The 25980-nt window shown below is 70.5% G+C and carries 24 protein-coding genes; 16 read left to right on the forward strand and 8 right to left on the reverse strand.

The window, feature by feature from the left end:
• Window positions 1–24: 24 nt before the first annotated feature.
• The 5 genes from VM636_RS06435 to VM636_RS06455 form a co-directional block, all read right to left on the reverse strand.
• Window positions 25–588, reverse strand: coding sequence for a dihydrofolate reductase family protein (locus VM636_RS06435; protein ID WP_030422491.1), 564 nt, complete (start codon window positions 586–588; stop codon window positions 25–27).
• Complete coding sequence (locus VM636_RS06440) at window positions 576–1037, reverse strand: DUF2809 domain-containing protein (protein ID WP_051821526.1); 462 nt, start codon at window positions 1035–1037, stop codon at window positions 576–578. Before VM636_RS06440 ends, VM636_RS06435 begins: the two co-directional genes overlap by 13 nt.
• A 66-nt stretch (window positions 1038–1103) precedes the next feature.
• Complete coding sequence (locus VM636_RS06445; protein ID WP_053914437.1) at window positions 1104–1508, reverse strand: SgcJ/EcaC family oxidoreductase; 405 nt, start codon at window positions 1506–1508, stop codon at window positions 1104–1106.
• Between the two features lie 337 nt (window positions 1509–1845).
• Window positions 1846–2532 carry a hypothetical protein gene (locus tag VM636_RS06450; protein ID WP_338483782.1) on the reverse strand — a complete coding sequence of 229 codons (687 nt, stop codon included), beginning with the start codon at window positions 2530–2532 and terminating at the stop codon, window positions 1846–1848.
• Between the two features lie 174 nt (window positions 2533–2706).
• On the reverse strand, window positions 2707–3438 hold the full coding sequence (locus VM636_RS06455) for a hypothetical protein (RefSeq protein WP_338483784.1): 732 nt from the start codon (window positions 3436–3438) through the stop codon (window positions 2707–2709).
• A gap of 407 nt (window positions 3439–3845) precedes the next feature.
• On the opposite strand from VM636_RS06455, the gene VM636_RS06460 reads away from it, so the two are divergent.
• The 3 genes from VM636_RS06460 (at window position 3846) to VM636_RS06470 (ending at window position 6304) form a co-directional block, all read left to right on the forward strand.
• On the forward strand, window positions 3846–4181 hold the full coding sequence (locus tag VM636_RS06460; RefSeq protein WP_030422496.1) for a PadR family transcriptional regulator: 336 nt from the start codon (window positions 3846–3848) through the stop codon (window positions 4179–4181).
• A complete protein-coding gene (locus VM636_RS06465) occupies window positions 4178–5068 on the forward strand; it encodes a hypothetical protein (RefSeq protein WP_037859421.1) in 891 nt (296 codons plus the stop codon). Before VM636_RS06460 ends, VM636_RS06465 begins: the two co-directional genes overlap by 4 nt.
• Window positions 5069–5353: 285 nt before the next feature.
• A complete protein-coding gene (locus VM636_RS06470) occupies window positions 5354–6304 on the forward strand; it encodes a DUF4184 family protein (RefSeq protein ID WP_338483788.1) in 951 nt (316 codons plus the stop codon).
• A gap of 114 nt (window positions 6305–6418) precedes the next feature.
• On the opposite strand, the gene VM636_RS06475 is transcribed toward VM636_RS06470, so the two are convergent.
• The gene (locus tag VM636_RS06475; RefSeq protein WP_338483790.1) at window positions 6419–7321 is read right to left on the reverse strand and encodes a LysR family transcriptional regulator; all 903 of its coding nucleotides are present in this window, start codon (window positions 7319–7321) and stop codon (window positions 6419–6421) included.
• Between the two features lie 152 nt (window positions 7322–7473).
• Here VM636_RS06475 and VM636_RS06480 point away from each other — a divergent pair, with 152 nt between their 5' ends.
• Window positions 7474–7938 carry an ester cyclase gene (locus tag VM636_RS06480; RefSeq protein WP_030422499.1) on the forward strand — a complete coding sequence of 155 codons (465 nt, stop codon included), beginning with the start codon at window positions 7474–7476 and terminating at the stop codon, window positions 7936–7938.
• Window positions 7939–7975: 37 nt separating this feature from the next.
• On the opposite strand, the gene VM636_RS06485 is transcribed toward VM636_RS06480, so the two are convergent.
• Window positions 7976–11272, reverse strand: coding sequence for an AAA domain-containing protein (locus VM636_RS06485; RefSeq protein ID WP_338483793.1), 3297 nt, complete (start codon window positions 11270–11272; stop codon window positions 7976–7978).
• Window positions 11273–11661: 389 nt separating this feature from the next.
• Between VM636_RS06485 and VM636_RS06490 the strand changes: the two genes are divergently transcribed.
• The 9 genes from VM636_RS06490 to wrbA all read left to right on the forward strand — a co-directional run bounded on the left by VM636_RS06490 (window position 11662) and on the right by wrbA (window position 21848).
• Entirely contained in the window at window positions 11662–12309 is a 648-nt protein-coding gene (locus tag VM636_RS06490) for a hypothetical protein (RefSeq protein WP_030422501.1), read from the forward strand.
• A gap of 514 nt (window positions 12310–12823) precedes the next feature.
• Complete coding sequence (locus VM636_RS06495) at window positions 12824–13558, forward strand: IclR family transcriptional regulator (RefSeq protein ID WP_037859424.1); 735 nt, start codon at window positions 12824–12826, stop codon at window positions 13556–13558.
• 233 nt (window positions 13559–13791) lie between these two features.
• Window positions 13792–15885 carry a hydantoinase/oxoprolinase family protein gene (locus VM636_RS06500; protein WP_053914433.1) on the forward strand — a complete coding sequence of 698 codons (2094 nt, stop codon included), beginning with the start codon at window positions 13792–13794 and terminating at the stop codon, window positions 15883–15885.
• A 14-nt stretch (window positions 15886–15899) separates the two neighbouring features.
• On the forward strand, window positions 15900–17651 hold the full coding sequence (locus VM636_RS06505; RefSeq protein WP_053914432.1) for a hydantoinase B/oxoprolinase family protein: 1752 nt from the start codon (window positions 15900–15902) through the stop codon (window positions 17649–17651).
• 32 nt (window positions 17652–17683) lie between these two features.
• Entirely contained in the window at window positions 17684–18550 is an 867-nt protein-coding gene (locus VM636_RS06510) for a hypothetical protein (protein ID WP_030422505.1), read from the forward strand.
• A 12-nt stretch (window positions 18551–18562) separates the two neighbouring features.
• The gene (locus tag VM636_RS06515; RefSeq protein WP_051821517.1) at window positions 18563–18889 is read left to right on the forward strand and encodes a hypothetical protein; all 327 of its coding nucleotides are present in this window, start codon (window positions 18563–18565) and stop codon (window positions 18887–18889) included.
• Window positions 18886–19908: an acetamidase/formamidase family protein gene (locus VM636_RS06520; protein WP_338483799.1), complete on the forward strand. Its 1023-nt coding sequence runs from the start codon at window positions 18886–18888 to the stop codon at window positions 19906–19908. Before VM636_RS06515 ends, VM636_RS06520 begins: the two co-directional genes overlap by 4 nt.
• An 11-nt stretch (window positions 19909–19919) precedes the next feature.
• Window positions 19920–20780 carry an alpha/beta fold hydrolase gene (locus tag VM636_RS06525; protein WP_030422508.1) on the forward strand — a complete coding sequence of 287 codons (861 nt, stop codon included), beginning with the start codon at window positions 19920–19922 and terminating at the stop codon, window positions 20778–20780.
• Window positions 20781–21227: 447 nt separating this feature from the next.
• Window positions 21228–21848: an NAD(P)H:quinone oxidoreductase gene (gene wrbA / locus VM636_RS06530; protein ID WP_338483801.1), complete on the forward strand. Its 621-nt coding sequence runs from the start codon at window positions 21228–21230 to the stop codon at window positions 21846–21848.
• Window positions 21849–22392: 544 nt separating this feature from the next.
• Here wrbA and VM636_RS06535 read toward each other — a convergent pair.
• The gene (locus tag VM636_RS06535) at window positions 22393–23142 is read right to left on the reverse strand and encodes an IclR family transcriptional regulator C-terminal domain-containing protein (protein ID WP_199809442.1); all 750 of its coding nucleotides are present in this window, start codon (window positions 23140–23142) and stop codon (window positions 22393–22395) included.
• A 122-nt stretch (window positions 23143–23264) separates the two neighbouring features.
• On the opposite strand from VM636_RS06535, the gene VM636_RS06540 reads away from it, so the two are divergent.
• Genes VM636_RS06540 through VM636_RS06550 form a run of 3 tightly spaced genes read left to right on the forward strand, consistent with a single transcriptional unit; the run spans window position 23265 to window position 25980 of the window.
• Window positions 23265–24554, forward strand: a complete 1290-nt coding sequence (locus VM636_RS06540) for an aromatic ring-hydroxylating dioxygenase subunit alpha (RefSeq protein WP_234312772.1) — start codon at window positions 23265–23267, stop codon at window positions 24552–24554.
• The gene (locus tag VM636_RS06545; protein WP_030422512.1) at window positions 24551–25018 is read left to right on the forward strand and encodes a nuclear transport factor 2 family protein; all 468 of its coding nucleotides are present in this window, start codon (window positions 24551–24553) and stop codon (window positions 25016–25018) included. The genes VM636_RS06540 and VM636_RS06545 overlap by 4 nt, the downstream gene beginning before the upstream one ends.
• Window positions 25015–25980, forward strand: a complete 966-nt coding sequence (locus VM636_RS06550) for a 4-hydroxythreonine-4-phosphate dehydrogenase PdxA (protein ID WP_030422513.1) — start codon at window positions 25015–25017, stop codon at window positions 25978–25980. The genes VM636_RS06545 and VM636_RS06550 overlap by 4 nt, the downstream gene beginning before the upstream one ends.

Here is a 25980-nt window from a genome sequence, read left to right on the forward strand (position 1 = left end):
CCGGCGCCGCCCACGCCGTCTCCGCTACCGCTTCACGCGGTAGCGGAGGGAGGCGACCCCCGAGCCGAAGACACGGTGGTCGACGAGTTCGAGGTCCACGTGGCGCTCGCGGTGAGGAAAGAACGGGGTGCCGCCGCCCACGAGCACCGGATGGACCCTGACCCGGTACTCGTCGATCAGCCCCAGCTCCGCCGCCTCGGCGGCGAGCGTCGCACCGCCGATGGCGATGTCACCCTCCCCCGGCTCGGCCCGCCACCGCTCGACCTCCTCCGCCAGTCCACCGGAGGCCGGCCGGGCGTTGCCGCGCACCTCCGACAGGGTGGTCGAGAACACCACCTTCGGCAGCGACTTCCAGAGCGCGGCCCATTCGAGCAGGGGAGCGTCGAGCGACGGGTCCTGGTCGGCGGTCTCCCAGTACAGCATCGTCTCGTACAACCGCCGCCCCAGCAGATGGACGCCGACCCCTCGTTCCTCGTCGGTGACGAAACGGAAGACCTCCTCGTCAGGCTCCGTCCAGTCGAACGCGCCATCCGGCCCGACGATGTATCCGTCCAGCGAGACACCCATCGCATAGCTCACGCGTCGCATCGGCTTCCCTCCTCGTGTCCCTCCTCGATGACAGAGGGGACACTACGGCCGGCGAGGACGAGCCAGCCGCCCGCCGCGCCGACCGCGTACCAGAGGAGGTCGGGCGGGTTGAAGGTGGAGCCGAGGACGAGGCGGGCGACAGCGCTGTGCCGGGAGAGTTCCGCCGGTACGTCGCTGAGCTGCGAGAACTCGATCCCCCAGCTCACGGCCAGCGCCGTCGCGGCGGCGGTCAGGGGTCTCACCCGGGGCGCCGCCAGGACGACGAGGGCCAGCAGCAGGACCGTGTACAGCGCGTCCCCGCCGTACTTGCCCACGCTCCCCGCCGACACCGCTCTGAGCCCCAGCGCCGCGGCCACGGTCAGCACGGCGGCCCCGGCCGCCGCCAGCCGCACGCGCCCCGGTGCCGCGACGGCTGTGGCGCGTTGCCGGGTTCCGGGCCAGGAGGTCACGGGGCCATACTGCCGGATGCCCCGGCCGAGCGGCGGCGTCACCCCCGGCCTCCGCCCCGCACGCCCTCAGTCGGCGACGACGGCGGTGTTCTGGCAGGCGGTCAGCAGCCAGCGCCCGTCGTCCTGCTGGGACATCACGTACAACGGGGCGCCCTCGGCGGCACCGTCCGGGGCCAGGTAAAGCTGACGGACCTTGACCGCCGCGACGTCGGGGCGGATGAACAACACGTGGACCACCTCGTAGGTGACCCTGCCGTCCCAGTCGTCGGCGGGGAGGACCTTGCGGGTGAACGCCGAGATCGCGTCGAGGCCCAGCAGGACCTTGCCGCCGCCCGTCGTCCAGACAGCGTCGGGATGGAAGAGGGAAAGGAACTCGTCGGGGTCCTTGTGCCGCTGGGAGTGCTCGACGGCGGCCACGACCCGGTCGATGGCTTCGAGATCGGCGGCGCGCGCCGCGGAATCCGTGTTCATGCGCCCCACGGTGTCGGCTCAAGCACGGTTGAGGTCAAGCGGACGCCCCGGGGCAACTGGGCACCCGGCCACCTGGGGCAACCCCGTTGTCCGGCGGGCCTGTTGCCGCGCCACTCACCCGTCGTCGGCTCCGGCGACCGCTCACACCCTTCGCCTGCGGCGCGACTCAGTGCTGCCGGATCATCCGTACACCGGGTTCCCCGCGGCACCGTGCGGACCGCGCCCACGCGAGCCGCCGACCCGAGGGTGGTCCGGGTCGGCGGCACCCTGCTCGCCTTCTCCCGGCAACACCGGCCCGCCTGGCCGGGATGGGCCGGGCCCCCTCGTACGTCAGCGACTACGCGGGCTCCAGCACCGGCCGCTCGGGAAGCCCACCGTTCTTCTCACAGCCCAGCTCCCTGGCCATGGCCAGCGAGAAGGAATGCGCCACGGTCGCATAGGCGTCCTTCAACTCCTGGACATCGCCTTCAGGTTTCTCCGACATGCCCCAGCGCTCCACGCCGACGATGATATGGCCCACGCTCGACGAGCCGAGCAACTCCTCGCTCCGGCAAGCAAACTGCACGTACGCCTTGTCCGCCGCCGTCACGGTGTCCTCTCCCATCCGCAGCTCGGTGAAATTCGGGGCCGGGGGGCCCGTCGGAACGCCGTCGACCAGATTCCAGGTGATTCGGAGGTCAAAATCCGGCGTGCCGATGGGCGTGTAGACACGGCAGACGTCCTTGGTCACGGTGGAGGCAGGGAACTCCTCGACCAGATCCGCCGCGGCCCGTGCGACGGTGTACCTCTCTGCCGACGCCTCGAACCGCGACGACCCCGTGATCACCCTCAATGCCCTGGCCGCGTCAGCGGACACGGCACTACCACCACAGAGTTGCGTCCCTGCCACCACCTTGTAGTCCTTCGGAACCCCGCGCTCGCTCCCCTCCTCCGCACACCCCGCAACACCGAAAAGAAACGAGCCCGCCACAGCCGCGACAAGAAGTCTCCGGCGCCCTGAACCACGACTGACCATCATCCGCATCCCCACGCACCCTCACCGCCCACTGCCTGGACCGGTATCCGGACCGTCCTACCTGGACGGAGCGGGACTGGTGGCGCCCCGTCACCCCAGCGATTCAAGACGGTGGATTCCTCCCGACTCACAGTCAACGGCCACGTCGACCCCGACGACATCTCCCCCCTCGTACGTCAGCAACTACGCGGGCTCCAGCACCGGCCGCTCGGGAAGCCCACCGTTCTTCTCACATCCCAGCTCCCTGGCCATGGCCAGCGAGAAGGAATGCGCCACGGTCGCATAGGCGTCCTTCAACTGCTGGACATCGCCCTCGGGCTCCGTCGGCACGGCCCAATGTTGCACACCGATGACGATATGGCCCATGCTCGACGAGCTGAGCAACTTCTCGCTCCGGCACGCGAACTGCACGTACGCCTTGTCCGCCGCCGCCACGGCGTCCTCTCCCATCTTCAGCTCGGTGAAATTCGGGGCCGGGGGCTCCGTCGGAACGCCGTCGGCCAGTCTCCAGGTGATTCGGAGGTCAAAATCCGGCGTGCCGATGGGCGTGTAGACACGGCAGACGTCCTTGGTCACGGTGGAGGCAGGGAACTCCTCGACCAGATCCGCCGCGGCCCGTGCGACGGTGTACCTCTCTGCCGACGCCTCGAAGCGCGACGAGCCCGTGATCACCTTCAGTGCCTTGGACGCGTCAGCGGTCACCGCCCTGCCACCGCAGAGTTGCGTCCCCGCCACGACCTTGTAGTCCTTCGGGGTCTTCGGATTTCCGTCCGCTTCTCCATTGCCTCCACAACCCGTGGCCCCGAGAAACACCGAGCCGGCCACGGCCGCGACAAGAAGTCCCCGGCGAACTGATCCACGACGCCGCTTGGCCGCCGCCGCACGCAGGTCGGCCCATTCTTGCTCGAACGTCATGTGTTCCCCCACATCCATCCGGGCAGGGCCACTCCACCGTACGGAGGCTCGGCCACGGCCCCTGATCACCTGTCGCTTGTATCCTCACCCGCGCACGGTGCGCGCGGTCATGGATCCCCCGAAGCCCGGACGGCGACGATCGAATCCCGCCGGCCCGGCGCTCGCGCCCGCGCGTGCGTGGGTCGTGCGCCCAACAGCGTTACCACACCTGTCCGTTCACCGGCGGGCACCGTCACCAGCGTGGAACGGACGTCACGACCATACCCACCGGCGCTTCCGTCGGGCCGCGGGGTCGACGGCACCCACCGCCACCCCCACCCGCGCCCGCGCCCGCGCCCGCGGACAACCGTCGGTCTTCCCCTGGGCCCGGTCCGGGGACGGTCCGTCGGGCGGAATACTCTGTTGGTATGAGTGAACGAGGGATGCAGGAGCTGGCGCTGCTGCTGCTGACGGCGCTGGCGAATGCGCCCCGGCACGGGTACGCCATCGCCCAGGAGGTCAAGGCCATCACCGACGGCCGCGTGACGCCGCGTACCGGGGCGCTCTACGGGGCGTTGGACAGGCTGCTGGCGGAGGGTTTGATCCAGGTGGAGCGTGAGGAGGTGGTGGGCGGTCGGGCGCGCCGGGTCTTCGCTCTCGCTCCGGCCGGCCGGGAGCGGCTGGAGGCCGAGGCGGAGCGGTTGGCCGCGACCGCTCGGGAGGTCCGGCGGCGTCTGGCCGACGGGGCGGCGGCGCCGGCGTGAGCGATCCCCTCGTCCGCCTGTACCCGGCCGCGTACCGGGCCGCTAACGGGCAGGAGATCGTCGACGTGCACCGGGAGATGACGGCGGACCTGCCGCGTGCGGCCCGACTGCGTGCGGACGCCGACCTGGTCGCGCACGCTCTGCGGGTTCGGCTGGGGCTCGACTCGGCCTCGCCCGCCGGGCGTTTCTTCGCCCTGGCCGCCCCGTTCGCGCTGGCCGCCGACGCGGTGGTCAGCGGGCTGCACCTGACGCGCTGGTACGCCGAACTCGTGGTCTCGCCGGCTCCCGTGTGGGTCCAGCTCTCCACCATGGGGGGCCCTTGGGCCTTGTCGTTGCTGTTCTCGCTCCTGGTGTGCCTCGGCGCGGTCACCGCCCTGACCGGCCGATGGGTGCCGGGGGCCGGAGTGGCGGTGTGCGGGCTGCTGGGGAGGGCCGTGCTGTGGACCGTCGCCGTACCCGTGCCCGGCGAGGGCGCGTTCGCTCCTGTCGCGGCGGCTCTGCTGACCACCGCCGTCGTGTCGGCCTGCCCCGCGGACCGGCGGGGTGACCGGTGGTTGTCGGCGGTGGCCGGGGTCATGACCGGCGTGGCGTGGTTCCCCCTGGTTGTCGTGCGCACGGGGGCCTTCGGCGTGACCACGGACTACGGCGCCTGGCCGATGCTGGTCCTCGCCTTCACCGGGGCCGCCGTCGCCCTGCGCTCACGTTCGTCAGGGCTGCGTGAGTTCGGCGCGATGGCCGCGGCCTCGCCGCCCCTGGTCGCCTACGCCTACACGAAGGTGTGGGCGGATCCCCTGCCCACCCTCGGCCTCCTCCTCCTGCTGCCTGTCACGGCCGCGGCGACGGCGGTCTGCCAGGCCGTGCGCCGCCGTCGCCGACTCGGCGTCTGACTCGGCCTCCTCCGCAAGCCGGTTCGTCCGTCGCCGACCGCTCGTCCTCGTCATGCGCGTTGGGGGGGATGGCCGCCCGGCTGCTTCTCCGCGTCGACAGCCGACCGGGGCCCACCCACTTGGCAATAGTCCGTCGAGATGAATACTCTCTCCGGTGTTCTATCCGTGAGTGCTGCCTGGGAACTGGCCGGCCGTGCGATCCCGGACGCCTCGGCCCAGGGGCGCCCGTAGCGCGGCACGCAGTGACCTCCGGCCGGTCTCGTCCGAGCAGGGAAGATCACCGACTTGCCGTTCACCTTGTCCCACCCCGCCGCGGTGCTGCCGTTGATGCGTCGGCCGTTCGTTCCGTCGGCGCTGGTCGCGGGTGCCGTGGCCCCCGACGCCCCGTACTTCCTGGCCGCCCTCGGCCTGTCCGAGAACAGCGCCCAGGACTGGTACGGGCCACTCCTCAACGCCACGCAGACCCACTCGCCCGGTGTGGGCCTCCTGGTGAACCTGCCCGCCGCTGTCGGCCTGGTGGTCGCGTACCGGATGCTACGGGCGCCGGTTACCGCGCTGTTGCCCTCCGGCCTCGGCCTTCCGGAACCGGAGCGGTCGACCGGCCCGCGGGCCAAGGCCCGGTACCTCATGTGGCTGCTGGTCTCCGCTCTGATCGGCATTGCCTCCCACACCGTGTGGGACGCTTTCACCCACGGCGACTTCCTGGTCGTCCGGGTGGGGGCTCTGCACGCCACGGGGCCGGGGGGCTTGTCGTTCGCCCGGCTGCTGCAGTACGCGAGCACCGTCTTCGGCCTGGCGGCGGTCGGCTGGTACCTGTGGCACCGTCGCGGCCGGTTGCGCACCGGGGGCGGGACGGTTCCCCGCCTGGCACCCCTCGCGCGGTGGAGCGTGGTGGCCGTCCTGGTGTCGGCCCCCGTACTCGGCGGCGCTGTCGGCGCCCACCGCGACTTCACGGCCTACCGCTACGTGACGGAAGTGGACTACACCAGCCGGGTCACGGTCGACCTGGGCGACGGCGCGAGCGAGACGACCCACCCCTCCAAGACGGTCCGGGCCCCGTGGGGCACCCTCACCGAAGGCGTGCTGACCGGCGCCGCCAAGAGAGCGGGCGCCTCCTTGGCCATGGCGCTGTTGCTGTACTCGGCCGCCTGGCAGGTCGGTGCGGTGTCCCGTCGGCAGGCGACGGCTTCCGCCGCCGCCCCTTCGCCCCGCCGGGACCACGACGAAGAGCGCTGATGGTGACGCCTCCCCGGTCGCCCTGTCGACGGCGTCGGCGTCAGTGTCAGTGTCAGTGTCGGCGTCCGGGTCGCCTGCTTCACGGCCGGGGGAAGCCGGAGCCGTTCCCCGAAGTCACTGCTTGTCTTCCCACGGTTCCCGCAGGGCCCGGACCACGATGTCGTGCGATTCGACCCCGTCATTCCCGGTGACCGCGAGAATGCGCCGTCCGAGCCAGTTCGGATCGTCCACACGCATCAGGGCGACGTTCCGAGGGACGACCGGAGCGAGGATGCCCGGGACGACGCAGATCCCGAGTCCGGCGGCGACGAGTCCGAAACGGCTGGGCCAGGTCCGCGTGCGGAAGGCGATGAGCGGATCGGTCAGGGTGGGCCACGCGCCGAACTGTGGCTCGTCACCCGCGCCCTTGCCCACGATCCACGACGCGTGGGCGAGTTCACTCACCGGGACGGCGCCTTCCACCGCGGAGAGTGAGTGCCCGCGCGGCACGCCCACCATCAGCTCGCCGCCCGGCAACGGGGTGATCCGCAGCCCCTCCAGGGCAGGCTGCGGCAAGTCGGGTCCGGAGGCCACGACCGCGACGTCGAGCCGTTTGGTGACGACCCGGCGCACGAGTTGGGGCGAGGACGCCTCGGTGAGAGCGAACGTCATCCTCGGCCGCCGCTCCAGCACTCTGGCCAGCGCGAAGGGGAGCAGGGCGGCGTTCGCGGCGGGGAAGGCCCCCACCCGGACCCGCACCTGTGGTCCGGAGGTCAGCTCACCGAGCCGTTCGTCCAGCCGGTCCAGGCCCGCGAGCGTCTCGGCGGCGAACCGGGCGACGATCTCCCCGGCCGGCGTCGTCTTGACGCCGCGCGCGCCGCGCACGAACAGTGACTGCCCCGCGGCCTTCTCCGCGGCCGAGACCTGGCGGGAGACGGCCGGCTGGGAGTACCCGAGCATGCGAGCCGCGCCGCTCAGGGAACCGTGCGCGGCGACCGCGCGCACGACGCGGAGAGCGTGGATGCTGAGTTCGGGCACGGGCTCATCCTATGCCGCCTATGCCGCCCTGAGCCATGCACAGACGGTATGGGAAGGGACCGCACCTTGCATGTGACACAGGGCCGAAAAGGGGTTCCCAGGGCCTACTGTCGAAAGCGGCGACACCCCGACAACCCTGAAGGGCTTTTCCCATGGGCGAGTTCATTTCCCCCGACGACACCCGTTACGACGAGCGGGCGCGCGCACTGGTGCGCATCGGCCGCGAAGCGATCGCCGTGGCCGACGACGAGAAGCTGGACGCCTATTTCGCGGACGACTTCGTGTTCCACGGCCCCGACGGCGACATGACGTACGGGCAGCTCCGTTCCTTCTTCGCGGCCATGCGCGCCGCGTTCGAGGGATTCGCATGCGAGCGTCGCACCATCATCAGCGACGGAGGGTACATCGGTTCGCGTACCAGCATGTCGGGGCGTTTCACCGCGCCCTTCGAGGCGTCCCCCATCGGCACGATCGCACCGAACGGCCGGCCGATGCGGCTCGAACTGATCAATCTCTTCCGCTACGACGAGAACGGCCGGCTGGCCGAGGAATGGGTCCAGTACGACAACGTCGGCTTCCTCCGGCAGCTCGGCGTCGACCTCGCCGAGGGACGCTGACCGCCCCCGGCGGCTCGGCGGCGGTGGGTCGGGCTTCTCAGTTCCCCCGCCTCAGCCGGATGTTCTGGGTCCACGCACTCGTCCCGCCCTTCGGCGTGGTCTTGCAGGCGACGGAGTAGCAGCGCCACACCCACGCGCCGTGCCCTCGGCGGCGAATCTCGATCTCCGCGCCTGCGCACCGTCCGCAGCGTGGCGGAGCCGCGAAGACCGTGGCGTGTTCGTGCTCCAGCAGTCTCCGGGCGAAGTGAGCGCCCCGCATCGTCAGCATGACCTCGCGGGTCCAGCTCTGGGACAGGGCGTTGAGGCTGCCGATCATGACCGTCCGTTCGTCGATGACCGCGATCTTCTGGTGCATGACGTTCATCGGAACGACCACGTGCGCGACGGTGCGCAGGTCGGCGATGAGTTTCTGGTTGGCGGGCTTCTTCTGGAGTTGGTCGGTGTCGTCCCGGATGAAGACGTTGATCCGCACTCCTCGGCCGGCCGCCGCACGCAGCTCGGGGAGCAGGGAGGCGAGGCGTTTTGCCACCCAGGGCGCCCAGAGCCACAGGGAGTGCCGTGCGTGGCGGATCTCGTCGGTGAACGTGCGGTAGAAGTCGCGTTCGTCATGGATCTCCGTCACCTCGACGTGCCGGCTCAACACCTCGGCGAGTGCCGTCCCGAACTCGCCTCGGAACGTGGACGGCGCGGTCGTCGGGGTGATCAGGGTCTTGGCTGGGAGGACCCGCACCCCGCGACGGGAGTCGATGCGGGCCGCGAGATGCGCCAACGCCGTTCCCGGTGCGGCGTTCTTGACGCGTTCGCCGCCGACGATGACGTACAGACGCGTCTTGACCCGGGTGACGGCCACGTTGAAGAGACGGACTCCCTCCCTCGGCCAGCCGCCGGCCGCCGGCTGGAGATGCGCGCAGGCCATCCACAGATCGCGGCTGCCTCGTCCGCCTTCCACCGTGTCGAAGACGACGACGTCGAACTCGCGACCCTGGAACTTGTGGGCGGTGCCGACTTCTGCCGGCACGCCCCCACCGGGGGCCTCGACGTCCCGCAGCGCCTCCAACGTGGCGTCGGCCTGGACGCGGTAGGGGGTGACGATGCCGGTCTCCTCCCCGAGCTCGGCGTGCAGTTCCACGAGCGCCCGTGCGATCAGCGAGCCCGCCGGCCACCATCCGCTGCGGCTTCCGGTCAGGTGGGCCCTGGCCAGCTCGTGGAGCCCGTCCGTGTCGATCAGTACGATCTCGGGGTCGTCCGTCGGGCGTGCCGTCCGCGTCTGGCCGCCCCCGTCGAGGACGCCGCCGTACGCGAGGTCGTTGGCCAGGGCCATCACGGCGGGCCCGAAGCGGTGCTGTTGGGTAAGCGTGACGCAGGCCGGGTGAGCCTGGGCGTCGGTCGGCTCCACGATTCCGCAGTGCCGGAAGACGTCCGGGAGCAGCCAGCGTTTGACGTCCGAGCGGCCGTGGTCCTTGAGTTCGGAGGGGATGACCGCGCCCAGTTGCATGAAGTCCCCGAGGAGAACCGCGGTCCGGCCGGCCTTGCCCGTGGCGAGGAGGACCTCCGGCAAGGTGGCCGCGCCCGCCTCGTCCACCAGGACGACGTCGTACGGCCCTTCGAAGACGGCCCGGTTCGTGCGGAACCTGGCCAACGTCGTGGCGACCAGTCTGGCGCCCTTGACGATCTCGCTGCCGGCATCACGAGCGAGGCGCTCGTACGTCTCCTGGGCTTCCTGGTACTGCTTCTCCAGGGCAGGCCGCCGGGTCGCGTCGTCGGCGGCTGCCGGGCGCAGTCGGCGAGCGAGGTCGAACCGGGCCGGCCAGTCCTGCCGCTCCGCCCGCTCGACCAGTTCGCCGGCCCGCCGGGCGCGCCGGGCGGCCTCCTCCGCCTGGAGCAGTTCCTCCTCGCACGTGTCGCGGTGGCGTCCGGCCCGCTGTTCGGCGGCGCGCCGGGCCGTGGCGTCGGCGGTCAGGCGGGCGGTCTGTTCGCGGGTGAGCGCGATGGTGTCGACCAGGGCGGTGATCCGCCGGCCGAGGGTCCCCAGGTGAGTGGCAGCCGTCGCGCGGGCCCCGGTCGCCGACTGTCTGGCGGACGCGGCGGCCCGCTCGGCCTCGGCGAGCCGGCGCCGCAGCTCGCCGGCCCTTTCCCGCAGACGCCACTTCCTCACGGCGCCCTTGCCCTCCATGTCCTCGAGTTCCCGGCGCAGGGTGTCGCAGGCGCCTTCCGCCAGCAGCGCGGCTGCCTCACGGAGTTCCGCCGCCTCCCGCACCCGGACCATGTCCTCGGACAGGCGGTCGACTTGGCTCCACCGCTCTCGTGACTCCTCCGCGGCCTTGTCCCGGGCCGCGGCGGTCTCGGCCGCGGCGACCGCGTCGCGGAACACCGACTCGGCGTCGGTCAGGCGCCGGCCGGCCGCCTCTTGCCGTGACCGCGTTGACGCGAGATCCCCACCGGGTGTGCGGAGCAGCTTCAGTGCCGCGAAGTAGGCGGAGGAGTCGAACCCGGCCAGGCCTCCGTCCAGGGCGGCGAGCTGTTCGGCCCGGTGCTTGATCGCGACGAGGTCGGCTTCGAGGGCGTCGCGTCGGGCCGCCGCCTCCGTCAAGCGTGCCTTGACCATCAGCGGCAGCGACACCGAGGGGTCCTCGGCCACCTCCCGCAGATGGGGTGGCCCCACCCGGACGATGTGACCGGGGTGGTGCCGCTTGGCCCGCATCACTCCGAGCAGGGCGTTGTCGACGGCGATGTTCGTGGCCGAGACGAGCAGGACGCGATCGCCCCGTGCCATGAGGTCGCCGATCGCCCGCTTCAGCACGGTGGTCTTCCCGGTACCCGGAGGGCCCCACACCAGGTGCACCCCCTCGCCGAGGCAGGCGCGGTACGCGTCGCCCTGCGCCGGGTGGAATCCGGGCGGGTCCGCGGCCGGCGCCGGCCTGCCCCCGATGGCGCCGGCCGCGAGGGCTGCCGCCAGAGGGTGCTCGCCCAGACCGGAGATCCCGTTGCGCAGAGCTTCGACGAGGAACGTGGGCGGCTGCTTCAGCACCCATAAGTGCGGGTCGGTCACGTCGGCGAACTCGGCCACCCGCACACTCAGCAGCGAGCCGCTCTGGACCGTCTCCGAGACCGCGAAGCCGTTCGTCTCGATGTCGTGGCTCTCCGGTCCGGCGAGTCGCAGGCTGTCGAGTTGGTCCGGGCCGATGTCGGAGCCACGGAGGTCGACGACGTACCGGCCGGCGTCCCCCGTGCGGGCCGCCCTGCCGACACGTTGCCATCGGGGCTCCTTGCCGACACCGCCTTCCAGGCTGATCCACTCCCCGAGCGCGGTAGCGATCTCCTCTCGCCAGCCCACGTGCCAGTCCCCCTGTCTGCGGCCTCGTGTCCGAGCGGCGAATCTACCCGTCTCGGGGTGACGTACCAGCAGGATCACGGAGCGGGGAGTCAGAGCCAAGGGGGCCTCGCGGGTGCGAGCGAGGTGCGGAGCGCCGCCGCTGGGGCGACGCCGGCCGGAGCGGGCGGGCGATGCGCCGCGGGCCGCGGGAGACCTGGGGAACCGTTACACCCGAGACAGCGGGGGCTTTCCCTTTCTCACAGGATGATGATTACATTCCATCGGAATACCGGGCACGAGGGGTAATGCCATGCACGACCTCCCGTGTCCGGCCGCCGACCCGGCGACCGCGGTTCGGCCGTCGGGACGCGTCACCAGCGAAGTCAGCGTCACCAGCAAGCGGGGGAAACATGCGCAAGACACGTATCGCACTCGTGGCCACCCTGGCCACCGTCGGACTCGGCCTCACGGCCTGCGACGACGGGGGCGACGAGGGAGCGCCGGCGAAGGAGACGCCCACGGCGTCGGCCGAGGCGTCGTCCACGCCGCAGGAGCGGAGTCCGGCACCGGACGAGGGCAAGGAAGAGGAGGACGCCCCGGCCGCCGGGGACGTCACGAAGCCGGGCACGAAGCTCAAGATCGGCGACCGGGCCGTCCTTCCGTTCACCTATGGGACGTCGAAGACGGGCACCATCGCCGTCACCGTCACGGAGATCGAGAAGGGCGCCGAGGCCGACATGGCCAAGTTCGGCGACAAGGCGAAGGGCATGACGCCGTACTTCATCAGGATGAAGGTGGAGAACGTCGGCGGCACCGACCTGTCGTACTCCTCCCTCAAGCTGGACGGTGTGCTGGAGGGCGGCGGCGGCACCGGTGTCATCCTGATCGGCGGCCTCCCGGACAAGTGCGACAACAAGTCCGCGCCGGCCGACTTCACGACCAAGGGCGCCTCGTTCGAGACCTGCTCGCTGTCCGCCACGAAGACCGCGCCGGTGGCCGCCGCCGAGTTCGACAAGGGCGACGGCTACCAGGACAACCCGGTGGTCTGGGGCAACTGACGGTCGCGGCCCGCCGCGCGCACGGCCCACGCGGCCCGAAGTGCCCGACGGGACGTGCCGGACCTCGACGGCCGGCACGTCCCGCCCGCGGCAGCAGCGAGGCGCGTACCCGAGAGGTCTCTTATCGGCCCGCGCCGGCGCCGCCGTGGCCCGCCGCCCCGTCCCGGCCCGTCGGCCAGGTGCCCGTGCCCGGCCCGTCGGCCACGGGGACGCCGCCCACGCGTGACGCCGACGCCCTCCGCCCCGCCTGACCGGCGCCGACCGCCGGCGGGGACGGCACGGCTGCGGCGTCCGGGGTTTCCGCGGTCCTCCGGCCGGCAGGCGCTGCTCGCGAGCCCGCCCCCCGGCACGGCTCCAGGAGATCCACCGGACCCGGCCGTCCGGCGCGAGGACCGCCACCGCGTCGGCGCCCTGCTCCCGCCCCGGCCGGAACGGCGGCCGTCCCGGCGCCGACGCCGACGCCGGGGGAAACCGCGCCCGGTATGCTACCGATCATGCGGGTAAGGGCGGCGGCGTGATCGACGGTCTCGAACGGGCTGTGCGGATACTGGACCTCTTCTCGTCCGACGCCCCCGAGTGGACGGTCAGCGACGTGTGCCGCACGCTCGGCCTCCCCAAGACGACGGTCTGGGACTACATGCAGAGCATGGCCGCCCTCGGCCTCCTGCGCCGTACGGGACGCGGCCGCTACCGGCTCGGGTGGCACTCCTTCCAACTGGGACTCCGCGCGCGGATGACCTCGGAGATCTCCGGTCCGGCCTGGTCCGAGATGTGCGACCTGGTCGACACCCACCACGAGACGGTCCAGCTGGCGTCCCGCTATCACGGCGAGGTCGTCTACCTGGAGAAGATCGCTCCGCGTAACGGGGTCCGGGTCAACGCGACCCGAGTGGGCGAACGGCTCCCGGCGCACTGCACCGCGGCCGGCAAGGTCCTGCTCGCCTACCTCTCCCCCGGTGAGCTCCGTGGTGTCTACGGCGAGATGAGGTCCCTCACGGACCGTTCCCTCACCACGCTCTCGGCGCTGGAGGCAGAGCTGTCATCGGTCCGGGAGCGTGGCTACGCCCTGGACGTCGAGGAAGCCGTCGAAGGCATGTGCTGTGTCGCCGCACCGATCAGCAATCGGCACGGCGACGTGTCGTGGGCACTGAGCATGAGTTTCCTCGAATACCGGCTGCCCGACCACGCGGACGTGTACGCCCGCGCCGTGCTGGAGGCGGCCCGGCGGCTCTCCGAGCACGCACCGTGACCTGACCCCCCGCGTCGTACCGCTCCCCGAGGTGGTGCCCTCGACGGCTGTTCGGCTGAGCCGAACAGTGCGTTGTCGGCGAATGTGGCGAGGGCTACGGTCACGGAAACACCCCCCTTCGGGGAAATCTCGGATTCGTTTCGCACTGCTGCGCTTTTCACGTGAGCCGCAATTGCCCCGATGCGCTCCACGTCCTCCAGCGCGCCCCGGTTCAAGGCAATGGAGTCTTCTCGATGGCGGAAACAGGCAACAAGGCCAGTCGACGGATCGGAATCGACATCGGAGGTACTTTCACCGACCTCTTCGTGGTCGAGGGAGACGGCGAGTCTCGCATCTACAAGTCCCCCACCACCCCGCAGGACCCCTCCGTCGGCCTGCTGAACGGACTGACCAAGGCGGCCGACAGTTTCGGCGAGTCGTTGGAAGACTTCCTGGGCGGGGTGTCCACGATCGTCCACGGCACGACGATCGCCACCAACGCCGTCCTGACCCGTCAGGGGGCGAGGACCGGGTTCGTCACCACGCACGGCTTCCGTGACCTGCTGAACATGCGTCGCGGCATCCGCGAGCGCCAGAACGACTCGAAGTACGCGCCGCCGTCTCCGCTCGTCCCCCGCGAGTTCATCGCCACGGTTCGCGAGCGGATCGACGTCTGCGGGAACGAACTCGTGCCGCTGCACGAGGACGACGTGCGCGCGGCGGCACGCCGGTTCCGCGAGCAGGGCGTCGAGGCGGTCGCCGTCTCCTACCTGTGGTCCTTCCTGGCCCCCGCCCACGAACAGCGCACCGCGGACATCCTGCGCGAGGAACTTCCCGGCGCCTTCATCACCATCTCCAGCGACGTGGTGCCCCAGATCCGCGCCTACGAACGGCACAGCACAACGGTGCTGAACGCCTTCGTCGGACCCAAGCTGCGCCACTACCTGGCGAACATCGAGCAGCAGCTGGCGGACCGCGGCTTCGGCGGAACCCTGCTCATCGTGCAGTCCAACGGCGGCGTGATGTCGCCCGAGATCGCCAGCGATTCAGCGGTCAACGCGCTCATGTCCGGCCCGGCGGCCGGGCCGGGGGCGGCCCTCCAGTACGCCCGTCGGCACGGCTCCGAGGACGTCATCACCGTCGACATGGGAGGAACCAGCTTCGACGTCGCGCTGGTACGCGACGGCGAGTCGCTGCTCACCAGCGACAGCGAGATCGGCGGATACCGCGTCGCCCTGCCCATGCTGGATATCCACACCGTGGGTGCGGGGGGCGGTTCACTGGTGTGGGTGGACTCCGGCGGCATCCTGCGGGTCGGTCCGCAAAGCGCCACCGCCAACCCGGGCCCCGCCTGCTACGGCCGCGGCGGCGAGAATCCCACGACCACCGACGCCGACCTCCTCATGGGCTACCTGAACCCGGACCTGTTCGGGGACGGTGCCTTCACCCTGGACGTCGAAGCGGCCCGCAGGGCCGTGGAGGAGAAGGTCGCGAAACCACTGGGTCTCTCGGTCACCGAAGCGGTCGAGGGCATCTACCACGTGGTGAACGCGACCATGGCCGAGGCCGTCAGCGCCGTCTCGGTCAAGCGCGGTGTCGACCCCCGCGAGTTCACCATGGTGGTCGCCGGCGGCGCCGGCCCGATCCACGCCGTGCCGATCGCGCAGGAACTGGGCATCAGCCGCATCATCGTCCCTCGCGAGTCGTCGGTCTTCTGCGCGGTGGGCACCCTGCTGACCGACCTCAAACACCTGTACGCGCGCACCTTCGTCTCGGACATGGACTCCCTGGATCCGGACCGGGTCGGCGAGCTGTACCGGGAGATGCGTGACGAGGCCATCGAGACGCTGCGCTCCGAAAACGTGGAAGACGACGCGATCGACCTCGTCTTCAGCGCCGACGTGCGGTACATCGGCCAGTTCACCGAGATCGAGGTCCCCCTGGCCTTCGACGACGGCCTCACCCCGGAATCGCTGAAGCAGTTGGTCACCGACTTCGAGAAGAAGCACGAGGCGCTCAACGGTTACACCATGCCCGGCGAGGCCACCGAGCTCATCAACGTGCGCCTCACCTCGTTGGGCCGCACCGTCAAACCCGCCCTCGCCGACCACGCCTCCGCGGGCGAGGACCCCTCCGCGGCGCGCAAGGGCGCACGCGAGGCGATCTTCTCCGGCTCTCCCCTCCGGACCGACGTCTACGACGGCCTCGCCCTGCGTCGTGACAACCGCGTCCTCGGCCCCGCGATCATCGAGCAGCCCACCACCACCGTCGTCCTCCTCGAGGGCTACGCCATGACGGTGGACTCGCAGGGCAACTACGTCATCGAGCCGGCGCAGCGACCGGCCTGAAGGGAATCAAGCAGATGACACCGACGCACCCCCCGGCCCACCCCATTCTCGTCGCCGTGATCGGCAGCGCTCTGGACGGCATCACCAGCGAGATGGGCCAGACGATGCTGCGCACCTCGCGCTCACCCATCTTCGTGGAAGCCCGCGACTTCGCGACGTCGATCTTCAGCGCGGACTGCCGGCTGCTCGCCCAGACCCACTACATTCCCGTCATCGGCGGGGCGACACCGTTCGCCCTGCGCGCCATCGCGGAGTTCTTCGGTGACGATGTGAACGACGGGGACATCTTCATTCACAACGATCCGTTCGACGGCGGCTCGCACCTGCCCGACATCACCATCGCCAGGCCGGTCTTCTGGAACGGTGAGCTGGCCTTCTGGGCCACGACCAAGGGGCACAACGCCGACGTCGGGGGTGGCGGCGTCGTCGGGTTCAACCCCGGAGCCCGGGACGTCCTGGAGGAGGGCATACGGATCCCCCCGGCCCGCGTCGTCGAGAAGGGCGAGCTGCGGCGTGACGTGTGGGAACTCATCCTCGGCAACGTGCGGATGCGCGCCCTCGTCGAGAGCGTGCTGAACTGCCAGATCGGCGCCACCGCGATCGGCGAGCGCCGGCTCCGGGCACTCCTGGAGAAGTACGGGCCCCAGACCATCCGCGACGCCACCGACGAACTGATGCGGGCGAGCGCACGTCAGGTCCGCGCGGCGGTGGCCGAGATTCCCGACGGCGAGTACAGCGCCGAGGCACTGCTCGACAACGACGGCATCGACCGGGACCGCTCCTACCGGATCGCCCTGACCCTCAAGGTCGACGGTGAGCGCCTGACCTTCGACTTCGGTGAGAGCGACGAGCAGGCGAAGGGCTTCATCAACAGCACGATCGCCAACACCGTCTCCTCGGCGCATCTGGCCTTGTTCGGCTGCATCGACCCGGACATCCGCTACAACGCCGGTGCGATCGAACCGATCGACGTGATCGCCCCGGCCGGTTCCCTCGCCAACCCCCTTGACCCGGCGCCCGTCGCCGCGTGTACGGTCCCGACCTGTGAGGCCATCGCCTCGGCGGTCTGGGTGGCTCTCTCCCAGGCCGTTCCCGGCCTCGCCCACGCCGGCTGGGCCCGCTGGTGCACGCCCGCCACCATGGGGATGAACCCCCGCACCGGGCGTCACTTCGGCGACCTGCACTTCCTGGGCAAGGGCGGCAGCGGTGCCACCGAGGGCTTCGACGGCTGGGACCACCTCTCGCCGTCGAACACCCTGGGCGGACTGCGGGCCCCGGACCCCGAGCTGCACGAGCTGGACACGCCCTACCTGCTGGAGGAGCTCGAGTACCTCCCCGACAGCGCGGGGGGCGGCCAGTGGCGCGGCGGCCTCGGTGTTCGATACCGGTGGCGGGTGCTGGCCGACGGCATCGCCTGCGCGACCTACGGCAGCGGCTTCATGCCCGAGACGGCGCCCGTGGGGCTGCTCGGCGGCAGGCCCGGCATCGTCCAGAGCCTGACCCTGACCCGCGCCGGCGCCGAGCCCGTCGAGGTCGCGTCCAACTCCTTCTACACCCTGAACAAGGGCGACGTCTTCGAGGTCGTCGCGAGCGGTGGCGGCGGGTTCGGCGATCCGCGCCTGCGGCCCGCCGAACTGGTGGTGCGGGACGTGCGCGAAGGCGTGGTCTCGATCGACGCCGCCCGCACCGTCTACGGGGTCGCCATCGACCCGGACACCCTGGAAGAGCGGCAGGACGAGACCCGGCACCTGCGCGCCGCGGGCTGACCCACCCGCTTTCGAGCAAGGAAGGACACCTCATGGCACACGTCAGCCTCGCCGTGGCCGCGAGCCACGCCCCGGGCCTGGTCGGCATGTTCGAACAGGCACCGCTCGCGTCACAGCGGGTGGTCAGCTCGGCCTACGGTTCGCTGGAACGACAGATCCGCGCGGCCGACCTCGATGTGCTCATCATGGTCGCCAACGACCACATGGCCAACAATCGCATCCGCTCATACCCGGACTTCATCGTCGGGATGGCCCCCGAGCACCACGGTCCGGCCGAATTCTTCAAGGACTGGCTGGCGTGCGGCGACTACACGGTCCCGGGCCGCCCGGACATCGCCGAGCGGATCCTCAACGGTCTGAACCAACGGGGCGTGCGCGTCTCCGCGACCCGCGAGAATCTCCACTTCGACGACAACATCTCGGTGCCGGTGGTGAAGACCGGGATCGAGGCCAGCGGCGTTCCGATCATCCCCATCCTCCAGAACGTCACGGTTCCCCCTTTCCCCGACCAGCACCGCTGCTATGAGATCGGCCGGCACCTGGCCGATCTCATCGAGCACGACCTGCCGCCCGACCTGCGCGTCGGCCTCTTCGCCACCGGCGGCATGAGCCACGAGCCGGGTGGTGTACGGGACTTCTGGATCGACGAGGACTTCGACAACTGGTTCCTCGGCCTGCTCGGGAACGGGAACCACGACAAGGTCCTGGAGGAGGTCACCCCACAGCGGCTGGCGGAGGCCGGCAGCGGCGGCACCGAGGAACTGCTGAGCTGGATCCTCGTCATGGGCGCCATCGGTGAACGGCACTGCGACGTCCTCGGCTACACCGCCTGGGACAAGTGGCGCTGTGGCATCGGTGCCGTCAGCTGGGACATGACGTCGGCGCCGGCCGGACGCTGAAAGGAGAGCACCATGAGTCTGGACGGCATCAACCGCGCCCTCGTCTCCCACGACCTCGTGCAGGACCTCAAGTGGAACGCCGACCTGCGCCAGGAGTTCGAAAACGACGAGTCGGCCGTACTCGACCGCTACGAGCTGACCGCCGCCGAACGCACCGCCATCGAGGAACGGGACTTCCGCACCCTCTACGACCTGGGCTTCCACCCCTACCTCGGGGCGCAGTTCGCCCGGATCCTCTTCGCCAACAACAAGTCCGGCGCCACCAGCGCGGTCCAGCATCTGCTGGCCTCGATCCGCCGCGAACCGGCACCCGGCCCGGACGAGGCGGGCCAGGCGTGACGCGGGAGTCTCTCTGCCCGGCCCCGGCCGTCTCGCCGGGGCCCGGGCACCGCGTCCACGACCTCCCCGCCGGACCGGACACCGTTCGGGTCGGCGTGATCGACCCGGCCGCCCCGCCGGTGCTCACCATCGACCCGGGTGACGAAGTCACTCTGTCGACCTGGGGACACTGGGGCGACAAGGTGACACCGGACACGGTCATGGAGGATTTCCCGGCCCTGCGGGCAGCCTTCCCCGAGGCTCTCGGGCCCCACTCCCTCACCGGCCCCATCCACGTGCGCGGAGCGCGTCCCGGCGACACCCTGGCGGTGGACGTGCTGGCGCTCACTCCGGCGGCGCACGGGTTCAACCTGGTGGTGGCCCACCCCCGCGGCCGGGGTGTCCTCCGCGACCGGTTCCCCTCGGGAACGATCCGCCATTTCGCTCTGGACCGCGAGTCCATGACCACCACCCTCGGGGGCCGTGTGCGCGTACCCCTCAAACCGTTCCTGGGCATCATGGGCGTGGCACCGGCCGAGGACGGTCCGCGGAGCACGGTGGAACCCGGCTGCTTCGGCGGCAACATGGACCTTTCGGTACTCGTCGTCGGTTCCCGTCTGAGGCTGCCCGTCTTCCGGGACGGCGCCGGCTTCTACTGCGGCGACGGCCACGCGGTCCAAGGAGACGGCGAAGTGAACCAGACCGCCATCGAAACCGGCATGGACCATGTCCGGTTGCGGTTCACGGTGGAACGGGGACCGCGGCGGCTGCGTACGCCCCGGGCCGAGACCGGGACCCATTTCGTCTCCACCGGCTTCGGCAGGAGCCTTGAGGAAGCCGCGCGTGACGCGGTGGACGACCTGGTGGACTGGCTGATCGAGGAAGGGCTCGACCCGGAAGAGGCCTACAGCCTCTGCTCCATCGCCGCGGACGTCCGTGTGACCCAGATGGTGAACGGCGTCGTGGGCGTGCACGCCGTCATCGAGAAGCTCACCCGCCGGCCGGGAGCAGCACCTCGGCCGTCGCGGAACAACACGTGAAAGGAATGCCGATGACCGCCACCCGGATCCCCGAGTACCGGACCGCCGACTTCTTCGGGCTCGAAGACAAGTGGTTGCCCACCGGCGAAGGCGAGCTCACCCACTACCACGAACTCGGCGAAGGGCCCCCGGTCCTCTTCCTGCACGGCTCCGGGACGGGTGTCACCGCCGCCGCCAACTGGTGGCTGAACCTGCCGCACCTGGCGGGGCAGGGGCGGTGCGTCGCCATCGACTCCATCGGCTACGGCCAGACCGTCGTGGCCCCGGGCACCGCGTACGGCATCCGGGAGTGGGGACGGCACGCGCTGCGCGTCCTCGACGCGTTGGGCATCGACAAGACCTGGATCGTCGGCAACTCGATCGGCGGCTGGGTCGCCCTGCAACTCGCCATCGACGCCCCCGAGCGTCTCCTGGGCATCGTCTCGATGGGCACCGGAGGAGCGAGGAAGACCGCGGCGCTGGCGGGCCATGCCAAGCCGGAGCTGTCTCCGGCCGGCATCCGCCGCACCCTGGAACAGTTCGTCGTGGACACGGACCTGGTCACCGACGAACTGGTCGGCCTGCGCTATCAGGCGGCCCTGAACGACAGCGCGTCGAGCCGGCTGCGGGAGGTCGTGGCCGCCCGCGACCGGGACCGGGACGTACTGCCGCTCGACCTCGACGCGCTCTCCGGTCTGGACATACCCGTGCTGTTGGTCCACGGCATGCAGGACGTGGTCATCCCGGTCTCGCGGACGTGGGAACTCCTGAACGCCATGCCGCGCGCCGACGCGCACCTCTTCAGCCGGTGCGGGCACTGGTCCCAGGTCGAACGCGCCGAGGAGTTCAACGAGCTGGTCAGCCAGTACCTCCGCCGACACACAGCCCACTGAACGCGGGGGCAAACGACATCACGCACTGCGGGCCTGCCGGCCGATCGTCGCGCACCAGTCGCCGTCGAACGACTGTTCACGGTTCCTGACGCCCCGTGCCCTCCGCATGCCTGGAACCGAGCAGCCGTCCTCGGAGTGAAACCTGTCCTCGACGACGTCCCCATGGGCCCCGGCGCGCCGGGGCCCATGGGGTGGGGATTGACACCGAGCGCGGTCGCCCCGGAGATGCCCTTGTTGTCGGTGGAGGCGGATCACCAACAATTTAGTTGAACGCTATACCACATCCACGCTCGCGATCACCTCACAGGCCGGAGGCACGGCCACCCGCAAGATGGTTTACGGTTCAACCAGCACCCGGCACTGGGTGCTCGTCAAGAAACGAAACCTGTCATGGGCATCTTCAGTCGCAACCGATCGAACACCCCCAACCGAACGGAGACCGCCGCCGTGAGCACCCCGACCAAGCTCGCCGTCGTCTACTACTCCTCCACCGGCGTCGTCGCCGCAATCGGCAAGGAGATCGCCGAGGCGGCGGAGAAGGCCGGCGCCGAGGTCCGTCTGCTCAAGGCCGCCGAGCTGGCCCCGCAATCCGCCATCGACTCCAACCCCGCCTGGGCCGCCAACGCCGCCGCCACCGCCGACGTCCCCGTCGCCACCCCGGCCGACATCGAGTGGGCCGACGCCGTGATCTTCGGTTCGCCCACCCGCTTCGGCAACATCGCCTCGCAGCTCAAGCAGTTCATCGACACCCTCGGCGGCCTGTGGGCCCAGGGCAAGCTCGCCGACAAGGTCTACAGCGGCTTCACCGCCTCCTCCACCGCCCACGGCGGCCAGGAGAGCACCCTGCTCGCGCTGTACAACTCCGTCCACCACTTCGGCGGCATCGTGGTCGCCCCCGGCTACACCGACCCCGCCAAGTTCGCCGACGGCAACCCCTACGGCACCTCGCACGTCGACGCCCAGGGCAACAACCCGGTCGACGACACCACCCGCACCGCCGCCCGGGTCCAGGCCGAGCGCGTCGTCAAGATCGCGTCCGGCCTCAAGGCCGGCCTCGCCGCCGCCTGACCCGGCCCGTTCCAGGAGGGGACCAGCGGCGGTCCGTCGGCCGTACAACGGGGTGCGGCCGACGGACCGTCGCGGATCCGAGCGACCCCCGCCGGCCGGCGGGGGTCGCCTTCTCTTGCCGCACGTTCAAGCAGGCACCTCCACGTGGACCGCACGTCAGGTGGGCACAAGCGCCCGCGGGTGCGTGGGAGGCAAGCCGCGCCCTCTGGCGGTCCTCCGGTCACCGGAAGACGGCGACTTCGGCGACCCGGTCAGCCCGGCACGCTACGACACCCCGCTCGTCGGCGTCGGATGAAACCCGCCGGCCCCGGCCACGGTCCCCCTGCGCCCCGACGGGGAGTACGCGCTCGTCGCTCTCCAGGGCACCGTCACCGTCCGCAACCAGCCCCTGCACCCCGGGACTCCTCGGTTGCCCCGGCGAAGGGCGCGACGAACTCCCCCTGGCCGTCCGCGTACCCACCCGGGCCCGGGTCGCCCACACCATGAACGTCTTCGACCGCGTGCCGATCGCCAGTCACCACCCCGTACCGCCCCGGATGGCCGCTCAAAGCTGCCGACCGAGCAGGCGCGCGTGCTCCTGGACGACCGGAAGGAAACGCGTCCGCAGTTCGGCGACGGAGACCCGGGCCGCGGCGACGCTGACCGAGAGGGCGGCGACCGTGGCGCCGGAGGAGTCGAGGACCGGGACCGCGATCGAGCGCAGGCCGAGCTCGAGTTCCTCGTCGGTGAGCGCATAGCCGTTGCCGCGTGCCTCGCGCACACGCTGCGCGATCGCCTCCGGGCGGGTCGGCGTGGTCGGTGTGCGCGCCACCAGCTCCGCCTCCGCAAGTCGCGCGGCCACGTCCTCGTCGGTGAGTCCGGCCAGCAGGACGTGCCCGGTGGCCGAGACGTAGAGGGGGAGCCGGGCCCCGACGCGTACGCCGGTGTTGAGCATCCGCGTCGTCTCGCTGCGGGCGATGAACAGGGACGCGCCGTCCTGCAGGACGGCCAGCGAGGCGGATTCGTCGACGGTGTCCCTGATCGCGGCCAGGTGCGGCTGCGCGAGCTGTGGCAGCTGCGCGGTCTCCTCGTAGGTGGCCCCCAGGCGGAGCACGCGGGGGGTCGGAGAGAAGAACTTGCCGTCGAAGGTGACGTAGCCCAGTTCAGTGAGGGTCATCAGGCAGCGGCGCGCGGTCGCCCGGCTGAGCCCGGTCGCCCCTGCGGCATCACTGATGGTCAGGCGCGGCGCCTTCGCCCCGAATGCCTCGAGGACGGACAGGCCTTTGGCCAGACCGGCCATGCCGTCACTGCTCATAGGTACCCCCTTGACAGACGTAACGCGAGCCACTCTACTGAGCGATGTTCGCAAAGCATACATGTGTGCGCTATCCGAACGCAACAGTGGGGCGTCAAGCGCCGTGTGGTGGAGGAGGACGCGTGTCAGAGGGAAGCAGGGCGGCGACCGCGATGGCGGCGCGCAGCTGGCCCCGGTCGCTGGCCGAGGTGCCGTACTGGGTGTTCCAGGAGGAGGACGTCTATCGGGCCGAGCAGCAGAACATCTTCCACGGGCCGTTCTGGAACTACCTCTGCCTGGAGGCAGAGCTGGCCGAGCCCGGCGATTTCTGCGCCACCTTCATCGGTGAGCAGCCGGTGCTGGTGACCCGCGACCACGACGGTGAGATCTACGCCTTCGAGAACCGCTGCGCCCACCGCGGCGCCCTGATCGCCATGGAGCACTACGGACACGCCAGGGACTTCACCTGCGTCTACCACGCCTGGACCTACAACCTCCAGGGCGACCTCACCGGGGTCGCCTTCGAGGAAGGCATCAACGGCAAGGGCGGCATGGGCAAGGACTTCTGCAAGGCCGCGCACAGCCCACGCCGGCTGCGGCTGGCCAGCGTGCACGGTCTGGTCTTCGGCAGCCTCGACAACGACGTGCCCGAGATCGAGGAGTACCTCGGCCAGGAGATCCTCGACCGGATCGAGCGGGTGCTCGGTGGCCGCAAGCCGGTCGTACTGGGGCGCTTCACTCAGGAGCTGCCCAACAACTGGAAGCTCTACATGGAGAACGTCAAGGACTCCTACCACGCGAGCATCCTGCACCTGTTCTTCACCACCTTCGGGCTCAACAAGCTGAACCAGAAGGGCGGCATCATCGTCTCGGAGAACGGCGGCCACCACGTCAGCTGGTCGGCAATCAACCGCGAAGCCGAGGCCAAAGCGGCGTCGACGTACAAGGACCAGAACATCCGCTCCGACTCGGAGTACCAGCTCGAAGACCCCTCCCTGGTCGACAGCTTCAGCGAGGTCGGCGACGACATCACCCTGCAGATCCTCTCCGTCTCCCCCGGATTCGTCCTGCAGCAGATCCAGAACTCCATCGCGGTGCGCCAGGTGCTGCCGACGGGGGTCGACACCACCAGCCTCAACTGGACCTATCTCGGGTTCGAAGACGACACCGAAGAGCAGCAGCTGACCCGGATGAAGCAGTCCAACCTGGTCGGGCCGGCGGGCTACGTCTCGATGGAGGACGGCGCCATCGGCGGCTTCGTCCAGCGCGGCATCGCCGGTGCCGGCAGCGAGTTCGCCACCCTGCAGATGGGGGGCGACCAGGCAGTCTCCAGCGAGAGCCGGGTGACCGAGGCATCGATCCGCGGCTTCTGGAAGGTCTACCGCGAGGCGATGGGCTTCACCGTCGGCGAGACCGAAGGAGCAGACACGTGACGGACGCGTTCACCCGGATCAGCCGGGCACAGGGCAGCTACGTGCGCGCCATCGACGACGGCCCGATCGAGGACTGGCCCGAGCACTTCACCGACAACGCCTTCTACAAGGTGACCACCGCGGACAACCACCGCCGTGGGCTGCCCGCCGGTGTCATCTGGGCTGACAACAAGGCGATGCTCAAGGACCGCGTCTCCGCGCTCAAGGAAGCCAACATCTACGAGCCGCACGCCTACCGGCACCTGCTCGGTCAGCCGGCGATCGCCGAGGAGAGCGAAACCGGCGCGACCAGCGAGACCTCCTTCCTGGTCGTACGGATCACCGGCAACGGCCCCACCGACATCTTCGCCAGCGGCCGTTACCTCGACGAGTACGTCTTCACCGGCGGAAGGACCCTCCTCAACAAGCGGATCGTGGTCTGCGACAGCTCCCGCATCGACACCCTGCTGGTGCTGCCGCTGTGAGCCGCCTGCTTCTCACCATCGGAGACCCGAACGGCATCGGCCCGGAGATCGCCACCAAGGCGGTCGCCGAGTCGGGTGCCGCGGCGCCGGTCCTCGTCGGCGACCGGTGCGCGCTCGAAGGACCGGCGAGGCAGGTCGGTCTCACGCTGCGCGACGCCGTTCCCGGTGTGACGGCCGAGGCCGGGGTGTGCGACATCGTCGACGCGGGCGCCCTGGATCCCGCCGACCTGCAGATCGGGGAGGTAACCGCCGCGGCCGGTGCCGCCACCATCGCGTACGCCAGACGGGCCGTGCAGTTGGCCATGGACGGCACCTACGCCGGCGTGGTCGCCTGCCCGCACTCCGAGTCCGCGGTGCACCAGGCCGGCATCGGCTTCGCCGGATACCCGCCTCTGATCGCCGAACTCACCGGCACCCCGGTCGACCGGGTCTTCCTCATGCTCGTCGGCGGCGGCGTACGCATCGCGCACGTGACGCTGCACGAGCCGCTCGCCGACTCGCTGGCGCGGCTCACCACCGAAATCGTCACCGAAGCGGGGCTCGCGCTGCACTCCGCCCTGGTCGCCATGGGGATCCCGACCCCACGGATCGGTGTCTTCGGAATCAACCCGCACGCCGGGGAGGGCGGCCTGTTCGGCACCGACGACCAGGAGATCACCGAGCCGGCGGTCGCGGCCCTGCGGGAGCGCGGACTGCGGGCGGAGGGCCCGGCCGGCGCCGACATCCTGCTCGGCGGCGAACGCGACTACGACGCCTACCTGGCGATGTACCACGACCAAGGGCACATCCCGGTCAAGACGCTGGCCGGCCGGACCGCTGCCGCGGTCACCATCGGCGCCGGCGCGCCCTTCTCCAGCGTGGGCCACGGCCCCGCCTTCGACATCGCCGGCCACGGGGTCGCCGATCCCAGCGCGGTGCTGACCGCGCTGCGCCTGCTCGCTCCGACCGCCCGGGAGTTGTGA

Source organism: Streptomyces sp. SCSIO 75703 (genome assembly GCF_036607905.1).
In the GTDB taxonomy this organism is placed as follows: domain Bacteria; phylum Actinomycetota; class Actinomycetes; order Streptomycetales; family Streptomycetaceae; genus Streptomyces.